The organism is Nocardia shimofusensis NBRC 100134 (assembly GCF_001613125.1).
In the GTDB taxonomy this organism is placed as follows: Bacteria; Actinomycetota; Actinomycetes; order Mycobacteriales; family Mycobacteriaceae; genus Nocardia; species Nocardia shimofusensis.
The window spans coordinates 1-14,362 of the sequence record NZ_BDBT01000043.1 but is presented as its reverse complement, the minus strand read 5'-3'; the positions used below and the strand labels follow the sequence as shown (position 1 = coordinate 14,362).

General features: G+C 66.9%; 15 protein-coding genes. 12 read left to right on the top strand and 3 right to left on the bottom strand.

The genetic code is table 11. The annotated features are described in order from the left end of the window. The first annotated feature begins 82 nt into the window (after nucleotides 1-82). From tal to NS3_RS26725, 7 genes are all read left to right on the top strand, one after another. Nucleotides 83-1,198, top strand: coding sequence for a transaldolase (gene tal, locus NS3_RS26755; RefSeq protein ID WP_218018287.1), 1,116 nt, complete (start codon nucleotides 83-85; stop codon nucleotides 1,196-1,198). A gap of 5 nt (nucleotides 1,199-1,203) precedes the next feature. Next, nucleotides 1,204-2,496, top strand: a complete 1,293-nt coding sequence (locus tag NS3_RS26750) for an NAD(P)/FAD-dependent oxidoreductase (RefSeq protein WP_067865431.1) — start codon at nucleotides 1,204-1,206, stop codon at nucleotides 2,494-2,496. Between the two features lie 5 nt (nucleotides 2,497-2,501). Then, nucleotides 2,502-2,780: a hypothetical protein gene (locus NS3_RS26745; RefSeq protein WP_067865384.1), complete on the top strand. Its 279-nt coding sequence runs from the start codon at nucleotides 2,502-2,504 to the stop codon at nucleotides 2,778-2,780. A gap of 152 nt (nucleotides 2,781-2,932) precedes the next feature. Beyond that, the gene (locus NS3_RS26740; protein WP_039829379.1) at nucleotides 2,933-3,115 is read left to right on the top strand and encodes a hypothetical protein; all 183 of its coding nucleotides are present in this window, start codon (nucleotides 2,933-2,935) and stop codon (nucleotides 3,113-3,115) included. Further along, nucleotides 3,115-5,931 carry an aconitate hydratase gene (locus NS3_RS26735; protein WP_067865382.1) on the top strand — a complete coding sequence of 939 codons (2,817 nt, stop codon included), beginning with the start codon at nucleotides 3,115-3,117 and terminating at the stop codon, nucleotides 5,929-5,931. The genes NS3_RS26740 and NS3_RS26735 overlap by 1 nt, the downstream gene beginning before the upstream one ends. Before the next feature lie 87 nt (nucleotides 5,932-6,018). Beyond that, the gene (locus NS3_RS26730) at nucleotides 6,019-6,822 is read left to right on the top strand and encodes a uracil-DNA glycosylase (RefSeq protein WP_067865379.1); all 804 of its coding nucleotides are present in this window, start codon (nucleotides 6,019-6,021) and stop codon (nucleotides 6,820-6,822) included. Next, nucleotides 6,819-7,151, top strand: a complete 333-nt coding sequence (locus NS3_RS26725) for an MGMT family protein (protein ID WP_067865376.1) — start codon at nucleotides 6,819-6,821, stop codon at nucleotides 7,149-7,151. The genes NS3_RS26730 and NS3_RS26725 overlap by 4 nt, the downstream gene beginning before the upstream one ends. On the opposite strand, the gene NS3_RS26720 is transcribed toward NS3_RS26725, so the two are convergent. Together NS3_RS26720 and NS3_RS26715 are read right to left on the bottom strand one after the other, a co-directional pair. Beyond that, nucleotides 7,130-7,654: a DUF488 domain-containing protein gene (locus NS3_RS26720; RefSeq protein ID WP_067865373.1), complete on the bottom strand. Its 525-nt coding sequence runs from the start codon at nucleotides 7,652-7,654 to the stop codon at nucleotides 7,130-7,132. The two genes, NS3_RS26725 and NS3_RS26720, sit on opposite strands and share 22 nt — an antisense overlap. Nucleotides 7,655-7,911: 257 nt before the next feature. Further along, on the bottom strand, nucleotides 7,912-8,319 hold the full coding sequence (locus NS3_RS26715; protein ID WP_067865370.1) for a VOC family protein: 408 nt from the start codon (nucleotides 8,317-8,319) through the stop codon (nucleotides 7,912-7,914). Nucleotides 8,320-8,548: 229 nt separating this feature from the next. On the opposite strand from NS3_RS26715, the gene NS3_RS26710 reads away from it, so the two are divergent. The 3 genes from NS3_RS26710 to NS3_RS26700 all read left to right on the top strand — a co-directional run bounded on the left by NS3_RS26710 (nucleotide 8,549) and on the right by NS3_RS26700 (nucleotide 11,695). Further along, nucleotides 8,549-8,932, top strand: a complete 384-nt coding sequence (locus NS3_RS26710) for a DUF488 domain-containing protein (protein ID WP_245649831.1) — start codon at nucleotides 8,549-8,551, stop codon at nucleotides 8,930-8,932. 277 nt (nucleotides 8,933-9,209) lie between these two features. Further along, nucleotides 9,210-10,736, top strand: coding sequence for a PucR family transcriptional regulator (locus tag NS3_RS26705; RefSeq protein WP_067865364.1), 1,527 nt, complete (start codon nucleotides 9,210-9,212; stop codon nucleotides 10,734-10,736). A gap of 329 nt (nucleotides 10,737-11,065) precedes the next feature. Further along, on the top strand, nucleotides 11,066-11,695 hold the full coding sequence (locus tag NS3_RS26700; RefSeq protein WP_083873308.1) for a CBS domain-containing protein: 630 nt from the start codon (nucleotides 11,066-11,068) through the stop codon (nucleotides 11,693-11,695). Between the two features lie 201 nt (nucleotides 11,696-11,896). On the opposite strand, the gene NS3_RS29340 is transcribed toward NS3_RS26700, so the two are convergent. Continuing rightward, nucleotides 11,897-12,145, bottom strand: a complete 249-nt coding sequence (locus tag NS3_RS29340; protein ID WP_157101556.1) for a hypothetical protein — start codon at nucleotides 12,143-12,145, stop codon at nucleotides 11,897-11,899. Here NS3_RS29340 and NS3_RS30645 point away from each other — a divergent pair. Together NS3_RS30645 and NS3_RS26695 are read left to right on the top strand one after the other, a co-directional pair. Next, complete coding sequence (locus NS3_RS30645; RefSeq protein WP_373281269.1) at nucleotides 12,059-12,307, top strand: TraR/DksA family transcriptional regulator; 249 nt, start codon at nucleotides 12,059-12,061, stop codon at nucleotides 12,305-12,307. The two genes, NS3_RS29340 and NS3_RS30645, sit on opposite strands and share 87 nt — an antisense overlap. 1,002 nt (nucleotides 12,308-13,309) lie before the next feature. After that, on the top strand, nucleotides 13,310-14,287 hold the full coding sequence (locus NS3_RS26695; RefSeq protein ID WP_084495968.1) for a tyrosine-type recombinase/integrase: 978 nt from the start codon (nucleotides 13,310-13,312) through the stop codon (nucleotides 14,285-14,287). Nucleotides 14,288-14,362: the final 75 nt, after the last annotated feature.

The following is a 14,362-nucleotide window of genomic DNA, read 5'->3' as shown; positions in this document are numbered from 1 at the left end:
GTTTGCCGGCACCGAAATGCTCGGTCGGGCGCCGAACTCGACACCTGGTAAACGGCTGCACTCGCCAAACGCATGGAAGGAGATGCTCATGTCCGACCCTTTGACCGCATTGACCCAGGCCGGGGTATCGATCTGGCTCGATGACCTCAACCGCGGGCGGCTGATCGAGGGCAGCTTGGCCCGCCTGGTCGCCGACCGGCATGTGACGGGGGTGACCACCAACCCGGCCATCTTCGCCAAGGCCATCACCGGCAGCGACGCCTATACCGGCCAGATCGGTCGTCTCACGCTGCGCCGGGTCGATGTCGAGGCGGCGCTACGGGAGTTGACCGCCTACGACGTGCGGTGGGCGTGTGATGTGCTGCGCCCGGTCTTCGACGCCACCGACGGGGTGGACGGTCGGGTGTCGATCGAGGTCGACCCCCGGTGGGCGCACGACACCGACCGCACCGTCGCCGAAGCCAAGGCGCTGTGGTGGCTGGTGGATCGGCCCAATCTGCTGGTCAAGATCCCCGCCGCCAAACAAGGACTACCAGCGATCACCGCCTGCCTTGCCGAGGGAATCGACATCAACGTCACCCTCATGTTCTCTCTGCACCGCTACCGGCAGGTGATCGACGCATTCCTCGACGGGCTCGAACAAGCTCGCGCGAACGGCCACGACGTCTCCCGAATCCATTCGGTGGCGTCTTTTTTCGTCTCCCGCGTGGATACCGAGGTCGACCACAGGCTCGACAAAATCGGCACCGACGCGGCCGCGGCCTTGCACGGGAGCGCGGCGATCGCCAACGCACGACTGGCGTATCAGCTCTACGAGCAGTACCACGAGGGCGAGCGCTGGCGGGCACTGGCGGGCGCGGGGGCCCGCCCGCAACGACCGTTGTGGGCGTCGACCGGGGTGAAGAACCTGTGTTACGACGACACCCGCTACGTCACCGACCTCGTCGCACCCGGGGTGGTGAACACCATGCCCGAGGCCACCCTGCACGCGGTCGCCGACCACGCCCATATCCCGCGTGACAGCATCCACGGCACCTACCCACAGGCGCACCAAATCCTTGAGCAACTGACCGCGCTCGGCATCGACTACGACGACGTCGTGGCCACCCTCGAAACCGACGGGGTCGCAAAATTCGACGACGCCTGGGACCACCTCTCCGGTGAACTGTCGGTCGCCCTCGCCGGGTCCAGGCGGTGACCACCATGGCTGCAGTCGGAACAGTCGTGATCGCCGGGGCCGGTCTGGCCGGCGCGAAAACCGCACAAGCATTGCGTGAGGGCGGGTTCGAGGGGGCCGTCATCCTGGCCGGCAACGAAACCCATCGCCCCTACGAGCGGCCGCCGCTGTCGAAGGACTACCTACAGGGCAAGACTGGCCGCGACAGCATCGACGTGCACGAACCCGACTACTACACCCGCCACGACATCGACCTGCGCCCCGGTAACGCTGTCACCGACATCGACTCACACGCCCGCCAGGTCGTGTTCGATGATGGGCACCGGCTGGGTTATGACCGGCTGGTGCTGTGCACCGGCGTCACCCCGCGGCGGTTGCCGCTACCCGGCGCCGACGCCGACGGCGTGCTGTATCTGCGCAGCGTCGACGACAGCGACCGGCTGCGCGCCACCTTGGCGACCGCGTCGTCGATCGCGATCGTCGGCGGCGGTTGGATCGGGCTCGAGGTCGCCGCCGCCGCGGTCGCGGCCGGGGTTGCGGTCACCGTCGTGGCCCGCGCACCGGTGCCCCTGACCGGCGTGCTGGGGCCGCAGATGGGGCAGGTGTTCGCTGAGCTGCACCGCAGCCACGGCGTCGACCTGCGTACCCGCCGGTCCCCGACCGAAATCCTCACCCACAAAGGCACCGCGGTCGGGCTGCGGCTCGACGACGGCACCCAGATCGACGCCGATGCCGTCCTCATTGCGGTCGGCGCTGTCCCCGACGCTGCGCTCGCCGCCCGCGCCGGTCTCGCCGTCGACGACGGTGTCCTGGTCGATGCCTCGCTGTGCAGCAGCGATCCCGCCGTCTACGCCGCCGGTGACATCGCTCGTGCCGAGCATCCGCTGCTGGGGGCTAGGGTGCGGGTAGAGCACTGGGCCAACGCCCTGAACCAGCCCGCCACCGTCGCCGACGCTATCCTCGGCCGGCCCGCTTCCTATCAGCGGCTGCCGTACTTCTACACCGACCAGTACGAGCTGAGTATGGAATACACCGGGTACGTCCCGCCCGGTAGCAGCGATCGGGTCGTCGTACGCGGTGAGGTCGATCGGCTTGAGTTCATCGCGTTCTGGGTGCGCGAGGGGCGCGTGCTGGCCGGGATGAACGTCAACACCTGGGACGTCACCGACCCGATCAACCAGCTCATCCGCGACCGCACCCCGCTCGATCTCGACCGGCTCGCCGACCCCAGCGTGCCGCTGGCCGACCTCACGGCACCCCCGGTGAGGATCCCACCAGCCGCGACACACCCGTCACCCGTCACCGATACGGAGCACTGAAACGCATGCCCGAACAGCTGAGTGTCGAGTTGGTCATCGATCACGAATATCGCGTCCGCATCGGCGACGGCGGCGACACCGTGGAATCGGAGTTCGTCGTCGATCCCGACGTGCTGACCGAACTGGGCCTCGATCCAGGCGACGAGCGGCGCATCGTCGAACACACTGCACGGTTCCTGGCCGATCATCAACCGGTTACCGATTTCCCCGCCTTGGTCTACCTCGACGAAGTCGCCGCCGCCTACCGCGACTACCCCGACGAGTTGCGTCGCAGACTCGGCTGAGTCGATCGAGCCGGCACGGCGGATCGACGGTGGCTGCGGATGGCGCTCGCGCCGTTACCACTCGGACGGGTGGGCATACAGTGAAATCAGTGGGCCACGTTGTCGGCGCACCGGCCTGATGGCCGGTCGCACCTGATCAGGAGGCGCATCACATGACCGAATCGCTGCATCCGTTTGCTACCACACCGATCCTCGCGCATCGCCGGGTTCTCGCTACGAAGGTGCGCGAGGCCTTCGGAAACGTCGACCGAGCGATGTGCGACGACATCACACCGGCGCTCCACACGATCGACCGGGCCGATGCGCACATCGGCTCCGGCGACGGGCCGCAGTGATGAGCGGCAACAGCTTCGGGGCCCGCGACGTGTGGACGGCCGGGGACCGGGAGTTCACCATCTACCGGCTCGACCGTATCCCGACCGCGCACCGCCTGCCCTACAGCCTCAAAGTGCTGCTGGAAAACCTTGCCCGCCGCGAGGACGGGCACCTGGTCACCGCCGAACAGGTACGTGCCCTCGCCGCGTGGGATCCGGCCGCGGTCGGTACTACCGAAATCGCGTTCACACCGGCGCGGGTATTGATGCAGGACTTCACCGGGGTGCCGTGTGTGGTGGATCTGGTCGCCATGCGAGACGCGATGACCTCACTCGGCGGCGACCCGGGCCGGATCAACCCGCTGATCCCGACCGAGTTGGTCATCGACCATTCGGTGATCGCCGACGTCTTCGCCCGCCCGGACGCGTCCGCGATCAACGCGGAGTTGGAGTTCACCCGCAATATGGAGCGCTACCAACTACTGCGGTGGGCGCAGCAGGCGTTCGAGGGCTTCTCCGTGGTACCTCCGGACACCGGTATCTGCCACCAGGTCAACCTCGAATACCTCTCGCGAGTGGTGTTCACCCGTGACGACCCGGGCGGCGGGCCGCCGCTGGCCTATCCGGACACTGTCGTGGGTACCGACTCGCACACCCCGATGGTCAACGGACTCGGCGTACTCGGCTGGGGAGTCGGCGGCATCGAAGCCGAGGCCGCGATGCTCGGCCAGCCGATGAGCATGCTGCTCCCACAAGTCCTCGGAATCAAACTGACCGGCGAGTTACCCGAGGGCACCACCGCCACCGATCTGGTGCTCACCATCGCCGAACTGCTGCGCCGCACCGGCGTGGTCGGCAAATTCGTCGAGTTCTACGGCCCCGGGGTGGCGAACGTGCCGCTGGCCAACCGCGCCACCATCGGCAATATGAGCCCCGAGTACGGCTCCACCTGCGCGATCTTCCCGATCGACGACGTGACAGTGGACTATCTGCGGCTCACCGGACGCCCCGAACACCAGATCCGCCTCGTCGAGGCCTACGCCAAGGAGCAGGGGCTGTGGCACGACCCCGGCCACGAACCCGACTACAGCCAGCGGATCGAACTGGACCTGACAACCGTGGAGCCCTCCATCGCCGGACCCAAACGCCCGCAGGACCGCATCGCGCTGGCCGACGCCCCACACGCGGTCGCATCCTTGCTGACCGGACCGCCCGCCGCACCCGCGACAGTAGGGCTGGACCAGGCATCGGGTGAGTCGTTCCCGGCCAGCGACCCCATCGCCGTCGACCGCGACCGCGCCGTCGACAGGCCGCGGGATCCGAGTGATCGGTGTCGATGCGAGCACCCGCACCGGTGGCTTTCGGCGCCGCAGTCGGTGACCTTCACCGACGAGACCACCACAACCGTCGACCACGGGCACGTGGTGATCGCCGCGATCACCTCCTGCACCAACACCTCCAATCCGTCGGTCATGATCGGCGCGGCGCTCCTGGCGAAGAAAGCCATCGAGAAGGGCCTGTCCCGCAAACCGTGGGTCAAAACCACGCTCGCGCCGGGTTCGCGGGTGGTCACCGACTACTACACCCGCGCCGGGCTCACGCCCTACCTCGACGAGCTGGGATTCTCGCTCGTCGGCTACGGGTGCACCACCTGCATCGGCAACTCCGGCCCGCTGATCCCCGAAGTCAGCACCGCGATCGCCGCGGGCGATCTCACGGTGTGCTCGGTGCTGTCGGGCAACCGCAACTTCGAGGGCCGCATCCACCCGGAAACGAAGATGAATTTCCTCGCCTCGCCACCGCTGGTCATCGCCTACGCGCTGGCCGGCACGATGCGCATCAACCTGCTGCGCGACCCGCTCGCCACGGCCCCTGACGGCACCCAGGTGTATCTGCGCGACATCTGGCCCACCACCGCCGAAATCGAGGAGATCGTCGCCGCGAACCTGCGTTCGGAAATGTTCACCGACGGCTACGCCGACGTCTTCACCGGCGACGACCGCTGGCGCGGGCTCGACGTCGCGGCCGGGCAGATCTACACCTGGAACGACGAGTCGACCTACGTGCGGCGCCCACCCTACTTCGAGCACACAACCCGCGAACCACAACCGGTCACCGACATCACCGGCGCCCGGGTACTGGCAATGCTCGGTGACTCGGTGACCACCGACCACATCTCCCCGGCCGGGTCCATCACACGCGACGGCCCCGCCGGAACCTACCTCCAGCAGTGCGGCGTCGTACCGAAAGACTTCAACTCCTACGGCTCGCGCCGCGGCAACCACGAGGTGATGATCCGCGGCACCTTCGCCAACATCCGATTACGCAACCACCTCGCCCCAGGCACGGAGGGCGGGGTGACCCGACACCTACCGGACGGCCGGCAGATGAGCATCTTCGACGCCGCCACCGTCTACACCGCCGAACAGGTGCCGCTGTTGATCCTCGCCGGGGCCGAATACGGCTCCGGGTCCTCGCGAGACTGGGCAGCCAAGGGCACACTGCTGCTCGGCGTGCGGGCGGTGCTGGCACGCTCGTTCGAGCGTATCCATCGATCGAACCTGATCGGTATGGGAGTGCTGCCGCTGCAGTTCCCCGAAGGCGAATCGGTGCAATCACTCGGCCTGACCGGTGAGGAAACCTACTCGATCACCGGGCTGACGCACGCGAACACCGCCGAGGACTTTCCGCGGCAGGTGAGCGTTCGCGCCGTCGACGACACGGGGCACCCGACGGAATTCACCGCCACCGTGCGGATCGACACCCCCGCCGAAGCCGCCTACTACCGGCACGGCGGAATCCTGCCCTACGTGCTACGCCAACTACTCACAGACTGAAACACCACGGTCAGCGTGGTTCACAGGACAGCCACGACACCACAGGAGCCCGGTATGCCACAACGCCATGGCCCCGACACTCGACCGGTGCCGGGTCCCGATCCCGCCACCGTCGAGTATCCGGCGATCCGAGCCGACCGCGCCGAGACAATCGAGGAGGTGCAGGACGCACTGATCCGATGCCGGGCCTGTCCACGCCTGGTCGCCTGGCGTGAACACGTCGGCACCGTCAAGCGCAGCGCCTACCGCGACTGGGACTACTGGTCCAAGCCTGTCCCCGGGTTCGGGCCCAGCGATGCGGCGGTTGCCCTCGTCGGCCTCGCCCCGGCGGCACACGGCGGGAACCGCACCGGCCGCATCTTCACCGGCGACCCCTCCGGTGACCTCCTCTACGCCACCTTGCACGCACTCGGCGTCGCCTCCCGGCCCACCGCCACCCACCGCGGTGACGGCCAGAGCCTGCACGGGGTTCGCATCAGCGTCCCCGTGCACTGCGCCCCACCGGACAATCAACCCGCCACCACCGAACGCAACACTTGCCGGCCCTGGCTGACCCGCGAACTCCAACTCCTGCAACCCACCCTGTCCGTTATCGTCGCCCTGGGCGGATTCGCCTGGCGGGCACTACTGCCGATCCTCACCGACATCGGCTGGCACCTGCCCGCGCCCCGGCCCACCTTCGGCCACGGCCGACACATTCTCATCGACGACCCGTCCACACAGCGCGGGCTGCACCTCTTCGGCTGCTACCACCCCAGCCGGCGCAACATATCCACCCGCACCCTCACCCCCGCCATGCTCCACGACCTCCTGCAGCGCGCTCTCACCACCGCAACCCTCAACGATTCCGACGGTCGGCCTCAATGCCCGCCCAGTTCAGAGGACCGATGACGCAACCGAGTGACAAGTCGATATCGCCGTTCACGCGGCGAGTCTTGGACGTGATCGACCAGATCCCGGCCGGCCGGGTGATGTCCTATGGCGCGATCGGCGACCTAGTCGGCGGTAGCCCCCGGCAAGTCGGACATGTCATGACCACCTGCGCCGAAGAAACCCACTGGCATCGAGTCGTATACGCCGACGGCACGCCCGCATCCTGCCACGCCGGTCGCGCTCTGGACCTGCTGCGCGCCGAAGCCACCCCGATGCGCGGCAACCGCGTGGATATGGCGCGCGCCCAGTGGGATGGGCCGCCCGGTCACCGCGACGTCGAGGGATAGGTGACTCGTGTGCCGCGGACCGACGCGAAACTCGTCAGCGCTGCCGGGGTGAGCGTCGAGGCGCCCATGATGTGCTGAACATCGATGCCACGTACGAGAAGTGCGTCGGCGACCAGCCGGCGATGACACCGCCAGAAGACGGCCTCAGCGCACATGATGACGGTGACATGTTCTGCGGTCAGCGCGATGAGTTCCTCGATCGCCTCCTCGAACGAGCGCGTCTGCATATAGTCGGCGTACCCGCGGAAGGACGCGTTGCGCCACCCCGTGTTGATCGAATCTCGCGCCGGCTTCCGTAGTCCACCCAGCCCCGGCAGCGGCCGGTAGCCGATGCCGGCCGCGGCTAGCGATTCCCCGAGCCGGTCGATGTGGAACTGCGGGTTGTGGCGGGACTTGGGCACGGTTCGGATGTCTGCCACCAGGCCGATGCCGGCATACTTCAGCGTCCCGATGAACTCCGCGACGGGGCGGGTGGAATGGCCGATGGTGTAGACGGGCGACATAGCACTCCCCGCGGTGGCAAACCCCTGTCGAACAACGTCTCGTCGCATCAAAGCAGACTGTGAGTACACGGTCGGGCGCCGACACCGCGAGGGCGAAGAATTGTGGAGGGCACAAGGATGTTCCCGCCAGGATTGCGGGCAGCGCGGAAGTGCCGGTGACCGACCTGTCCCGACCGCAGCGGGATGTCGCGGGCCTGGATAAATTCTTCGTAGACCCTGTCCGGTGGGATCGGAAACCGTTTCCTCGGAACGGGCGGTCAGCGGAAGCGTTCCGCGATCACTTCGCGAGGGAGCTTTTCAGGGGTCGGGTAGGTGATCAGCACGCGGCCGCCGTCCGGGTCGACACCGTCGATGAAACTGATCTCGTTCGCGGTGTGGGTGTGGGTGCTGGGGTAATAGGCGCGCAGTCGATGTTCGATTCGGTCCAGTTCTGTTTTGCTGTCGGTAGCCCAGATGAGATACACCACGCCCAGGTCACCGATATCGGGTCGGCGAGGCGTTTCACTCACCCGTAGATACAGCTGGAAGCCGGCGGGTGTGAGCAGCAGGGCAGCGTCCGGCTCGTGAATCGAGATACTGCATTCGAATACGTCGCAGTAGAAGCGTATCGAACGATCCAGATCGGATACTTCCATCAAACACGATGCGGCCCGTACGCTGCTCATCTGTTTCCTTTCGGAGGCTTCACCCCCTTGCACCACGCTACCGGCTGTTGTGGTGTGCACCATTTCACTTCGATATCAGGGCAGCGATCTCACCGCCCGAAATCGCAGGTAGGCGTACCGTCCGGTATGTGGTGAGGGCCCGGATCGGGCGCGGGGACCATCGCCTTGGCGGTCGGCATCCCCGCTGAGACTCCGAAATGCGAGCAAGCGATGAGACCGGGAGTCGATGGTGACGACTCGACACACTGTGCAGATCCGCAGAATCTATGACGACCCGACCCCGAATGACGGCACCCGCGTGCTGGTGGACCGGCTCTGGCCTCGCGGCGTCAGCAAAACCAGAGCGCACCTGGATGAATGGTGTAAACAGATCGCCCCATCTACCGAGCTGCGCACCTGGTATGGCCACGACCCGCGGCTCTTCGATGCCTTCGTCCGCCGCTACCGCGACGAACTGACCCAACCCGGCCGCGCCGCGGCACTCTCACATCTGCGCGAACTGGCCGACCACAACGATCTCACGCTGCTCACCGCCACAAGAAACACCGGCATCAGTGAAGCAGCCGTACTCGCCGACCTCATCGCACATCCGAACAAATCCGCTGAACAGTGACCAAACGCCAGCACTGCCGGGCCGCGGACGCAGTACCGCACCTACACTCCTGGCCCGCGCCTGCAGCAGGGTTCCATACCACCGAACACGCGGCGGTGGACACTTCTTCCGATCGAAGCGGGTCGAGTCTGCGAGGTCTCCGACGCCGGCTCGCCCTGGTGCCGATCTCGATGCGCCGACCGACAGACGGCGGCCCGCGCGCTCCGGCCACGACCCTCTACCGGTCGCATCTACCGCTGAACAGCGCTGCGTTGTCGGTCCGACCCCGGAGCAGCTCATGGTGACGTTGGACCGGTTGGCGAACATCCTGGGTGGCTACGGGGTCCTCCTACGGTTGGATTCAGTGCCCCGAGCCACGGAATTGCGCAGCGTGGTGATCCACGGGGGCGATCAGGGCCCCGCGGAGGTGGGCGATGTGCTTCTGGGTGTCGGGGCGCGCTCGGTCTCGGAGGTGGTGGGCTGGGCGGTGTCGGCGCGGGCTGCTGTCGCGCTTGTTCGCGGGGCCGGCGAGCTCGGCGACGAGCCGCAGATCGAGGGGGTGGCGGTAATGGTGATCGACCCTGCGGTGGCCTGGAGCGAAGTGGCCGCGGTGGTCTACGGGCTGGTCCAAGAAGGCCGCGAAACCGAGGCCGGTCGCGGCCCCACCGATCTGTTCGCTCTGGCCGACAACCTGTCCACCGCGGTCGACGGCGCGGTGACGATCGAGGACCGCCTGTCTCGCGTGCTGGCCTACTCCCGGCCGCAGCAGCACCTCGACCCCGCACGCGTCGAAACGATCCTGGGTCGGCAGATGCCGCCGTGGTTGCGTGCGATATTCGACGCGGGCGGTGTCTTCACGCACCTGGCGGCCTCGGATGAACCGCTGTTCGTTCCCGCTCAGGAAGAGCGTGGAATGACCGGGCGGATGGTCGTCGCGGTGCGCGTGGGCAGGCAACTGCTGGGCTCGGTGTGGGTGTCGTGCCCGGCGCCGTTGGCCGGGGCTCGGCACCAGGCCTTGATCGAGGGTGCGCACACGGTGGCTCTGCATCTGTTGCGGTCGCGGGCCAGCGCGGACCTGGAACGTCAGGTGGAATCCGAATCGGTGATCCGCCTGCTGGAGGGCGCCGCGGACGCGGCGACGGTGGCCGGCAGGCTGGGGTTGGCGCCGCAGAGTTTGCGGGTGATCGCGCTGCGGGCCGGGATCGCCGAGGAACAGCACACCTCGCTGCTGGTGATCTTCGAACGAGCAACAACCGGATTCGGCTGGTCGCGGTCGAGCCGCAGCGCCTTGGTCGGCGACACCGTCTACACCGTGCTGCCCGCTGATCAGGCGGCGACCGCACGCCGCTGGATATCCGAGCGGCAGGCGGCACTGCCCCCGCAGATGACGGTGCTGGCGGGTATCAGCGGGGTCGCCCAGGCCACGGAACTGGCGTTGGCACGCCGAGAGGCCGACGAATCCCTGGCGCTGTGCGCCGCCCACCCCGCAGATGCCGAGCCCCTCGCCTATGACGAATCGTGGGACGCAATCCTGCTGCAACGATTGCGCACCGCCGGGCTGTCCGGCCGCACCCCCGTGCGCGGGCCGGTGTCGCAGTTACGGCGCCACGACCAAGCGAACTCCACCCAATATGTGACGACGCTGTGTGCCTGGTTGCAGGCCCAAGGCGACCCGGTAGCAGCGGGCGCGCAGCTGGGCGTGCACGAGAACACCGTACGGAACCGGCTACGCAAAATGGCAGAAGTGACCGATCTCGGCCTGGACGACCCCCGCAAACGACTCGCCACCATGATCGAACTCGCCGTCACCGGCAACAACGCCTGACCCACCCGCGCTGTGCTATCCCCAAAAATCTCGACACCGCGATTGTCGGAACAGAGCAATCACTCGCCGCACCTGCACCCCCATTATGGAGTTGAGCAGAAGACGCAGGTAGGAGCAGTGAAACTGTGAGCACCAGCGGTGACTGACTATCGACCCCAGTCGGCCATCATGCCGCCGAATCCGGGTACGTGCCCGATGCGCGACTCCGGCCTGCTGCGTTGATTCGGTACGAAACGGGCCACCGAGCACTCGGAGACATCGGGACGGCCCGGTGTGTGTATCCGGCTTCGGAGCCGATCCGGTAACCAAATGAAGCGGAGTTGAACGCAATGATGAACATGCAGGTGTGTGAGCTGATGCAACGACCGGTCGTCGCCGTGCGATACAACAACACGGCACGCGAGGCGGCATTGACCCTCGCCGAACTTGGCTACGCGGCGTTGCCCGTTCTCGACCGCGACGATCGGCTCGTCGGGGTAGTCACCAGCGGTGACCTCTTGCGGGCCGGCGAACTCAACGACCCCGTCGACGCGGTGATGACCGCCCCCGCGGTCTCGGTCCCCGACACTGCGGTACTGGCCGAGGTCATGAACATGCTGGTAACGCACGGACTGCGTAGTCTGCCGGTGGTCGATGCCAACGGCCGTGTGATCGGCATGTTCAGCCGCGGCGACGCGCTGCGGATCATGCTTACCCCCGACGATGCGCTCGCCGGCGGGGCACAGTACCTCCTCGATCGATATGTCGGCGCGCGGCGCTGGCATGTCACCGTCGACGAAGGCCACGCCAGTATATCCGGCCGATTCGCCGATGAATCCGAACGGCGCATCGCCGTCGCCCTCACCCACACAGTGCCCGGCATCCACACCGCGACCATCGCGACCACCCCGGCAGCGACCATCGTGACCGCACCGGTCGCTGAGACCACACCAACCGCCGCGGCCGCCGCGGTGCACTGACACCGCTCCACCCCAACAAATGAATCCGACCTACCGGCGTGAGCGGCACACCGCCGCGTCGGCGGATTCGAGTCCACGCCGCCAAACGTGGACGAACGCCATATTCCCGTGACGGCACCTCGAACCACAGTTCCGACCTTCCGCCCGGAGACCCAGATGCCCCTCGCACACCCCACCTCACACGCACGCCTTTCCGACCACTTACCCGCCCTGCGAGCCAGACTCGATCGACAACGCCGCTTCCGGGTACAGCAACTGGCCGAACTCGATGCCGAAATCGACCGCGCAGCCATCCCCGCCGACGCGGCTGATCTGGCCAGGCATGAAGTCACCCTCAAACTGGCCGCAGCCGCACGACAAGCATTGGCCGACATCGACGAAACCCTCACCCTCATCACCACAGGCCGCTACGGGCGCTGCCGCCGCTGCCACACCGAAATCCCGATTCACCTACTCCAAACAATTCCCACCACACAGTGGTGCCTGAACTGCCGACGGCATCTGCCTGCCTTCAACGGTTCCCGCCCAACACCCGGACAGCTACCCCGCACCGCCTCCCGAACACGGCACCATGACCTGTCTGCGGGTCGGGCAACCCTCGCCTGCCGTTGACATAACCGTCGACGACCCAGGTCTCGACGGCACCACCGAACTCGGTCTCGCCCACGCACAGGATGAGCACCGCGTCGGCGACGGTCCCCGGCTCGCCAGTCCGCAGAGCATTACACAGGGCCGCTGCCGTTTCCGAACCGTATGCCTTGTTGGGCCGTTGCGGTGCGGTAGGGCACGGCACCGCTCTACCGACACCACCAGCCGGCCCACCCGGCAACGGGGTGCAGGGCATCGATACCGACCACCCGCCCGAGGATCACCGGATCCAGTTGGGCGCATGCATCGTGATAGGCCAGCGAATCCGCGCGGGAAAGGTGCTGTGCGCCGGGTGTCAGCGGCCACGAGTTTCTCCCCGCAGACGGCCAGATGCTGCGGCCATGTTGGTCCCCGTTGACGGCCAATAGGCCATACGGGCACTCACCCAGCAAACCGCGCAGCTGGCCGACTGCGGCGGTCCAGAGGGCGGCGTACGGGCATCCGCCCGCACGCATCGGGCGGTAGTCCCCGTCGCGACAGTGCGTCGCCCCAATCCATTGCTGGTGCCACGCGCCACGACTCGTCGCACCAGAACAGATCCGAGCGTAGCTGGAAGTTATTGCCCCACGGCCAGATAGCTCCCCGATAATTGGCCGCCAGTGGGGAGAACTAACTGGCCACTAACAGCCGGGGAACCGAGCGCGGAAAGAAACGTTTGCTCAGCGCTCATGACACAAGCGACACCCAGATTTACACAGGTCCGGGAAACATCGAGGTGCTGACCTTCGGAATCGACCATCCGGGCGCAACCCAGCGGCGCACGAGTCTTCTACGAGCAACTGGGCTTCGTACCCGCCTAGAGGCGGCCGCGCCTGAAGTAGTTCCCGGCAAATCTATCGAAGAACGATCACCTGACACCGAAAGCCCCAGGCAGGCCCAACGGGAACTCTCCCGTTTCCGCCGGTCAGCATCCGAACTGGACGCCGCCAGCTACTGACATCCGGTGTCGCCTACTACTGACACCTGATGTCGTATTACCAGGCCACCCCACTGACATCTTCAAGCCGCCTCTCAAAGACGACCGATCTCGCCGACGACACCGCGGTGCCGCTGGAAGTCCACATCGAGCAGTTCCTCACCGACCTCGCCAACGCCAACCGGCCCGCCAACACCCTGCGCGCCTACCGCGGCGACCTCACCGGCTTCGCCGAACACGCCGACGGCGGCATCGACGGCGTGACGGTGGCGGCGGTGCGCGGGTTCCTCTCCGGCATCGCGGATCTGGCGCCGGCCACCCGCAAACGCAAGCGGGCCGCGGTCGCCGCGTTCTGCCGGTGGGCCGTCCGCCACGACCTGCTCGCCGCGAACCCGATGGACAAGGTCGACACCATCACCGTCCCTAAGACCCTGCCCCGGCCGGCGGCCGCGGCCGACATAGCCAAGGTGTTCGCCGCGATCTGCGCCCGCCGACCGCGTAAGGACGTCGCCCTCGATGTCCTGCGGGATCGGGTGCTGTTCGAAACCGCCTACGTCTGCGGCGCCCGGGCCAGTGAGGTGTGTGAACTCTACGTCGAGGACTTCGACCTGCGCTTGGACGACGAACATGTGCGCCTGCACGGCAAGGGCGGCACCGTACGCACCGTCCTGCTCGACGACCGCGGCTACGTCGCCATGCTCCGTCTCTACCTCGACCGCACCGGCTACACCTCCGGGCCGATGTTCCGGGCCAGCATCAACGGCTGCGGCGGACCTCTCTCCTACTCTGCGGCGCACCACCGGTGGAGCCGGTACTGCGCCGCGGCCGGGGTCGACATCGACATCCACCAGCTGCGCCATTCCCACGCCACCGAGCTCATCAACGCCGGCGTCTCCATCGAGGTGGTCCGCAATCGGCTCGGGCACGCCTCCACCGAGACCACCCAGGTCTATGCCCTGCTCGCCGACCAGGTTGCCGACACAGAAATCCGGGCCGCTCGGCGGCGACGCGAGACTGTGCGCCCCTGAGAGGACGCCAGAGGCGAGCACAGTGTTCGAAGCATCTTGAAGTCACAGCGAGACAGAGAAATTGCTGAGGTTGGT

Bases quoted from the DNA above. Each gene is read 5' to 3' on its own strand.
- NS3_RS26745 (WP_067865384.1), top strand. From the start codon at position 2,502: ATGCCCGAACAGCTGAGTGTCGAGTTGGTCATCGATCACGAATATCGC.
- NS3_RS26735 (WP_067865382.1), top strand. From the start codon at position 3,115: ATGAGCGGCAACAGCTTCGGGGCCCGCGACGTGTGGACGGCCGGGGAC.
- NS3_RS26705 (WP_067865364.1), top strand. From the start codon at position 9,210: ATGGTGACGTTGGACCGGTTGGCGAACATCCTGGGTGGCTACGGGGTC.
- NS3_RS26695 (WP_084495968.1), top strand. From the start codon at position 13,310: ATGTCGTATTACCAGGCCACCCCACTGACATCTTCAAGCCGCCTCTCA.
- NS3_RS26750 (WP_067865431.1), top strand. From the start codon at position 1,204: ATGGCTGCAGTCGGAACAGTCGTGATCGCCGGGGCCGGTCTGGCCGGC.
- NS3_RS26700 (WP_083873308.1), top strand. From the start codon at position 11,066: ATGATGAACATGCAGGTGTGTGAGCTGATGCAACGACCGGTCGTCGCC.
- NS3_RS26720 (WP_067865373.1), bottom strand. From the start codon at position 7,654: ATGTCGCCCGTCTACACCATCGGCCATTCCACCCGCCCCGTCGCGGAG.
- NS3_RS26740 (WP_039829379.1), top strand. From the start codon at position 2,933: ATGACCGAATCGCTGCATCCGTTTGCTACCACACCGATCCTCGCGCAT.
- NS3_RS26725 (WP_067865376.1), top strand. From the start codon at position 6,819: ATGACGCAACCGAGTGACAAGTCGATATCGCCGTTCACGCGGCGAGTC.
- NS3_RS26715 (WP_067865370.1), bottom strand. From the start codon at position 8,319: ATGAGCAGCGTACGGGCCGCATCGTGTTTGATGGAAGTATCCGATCTG.
- tal (WP_218018287.1), top strand. From the start codon at position 83: ATGCTCATGTCCGACCCTTTGACCGCATTGACCCAGGCCGGGGTATCG.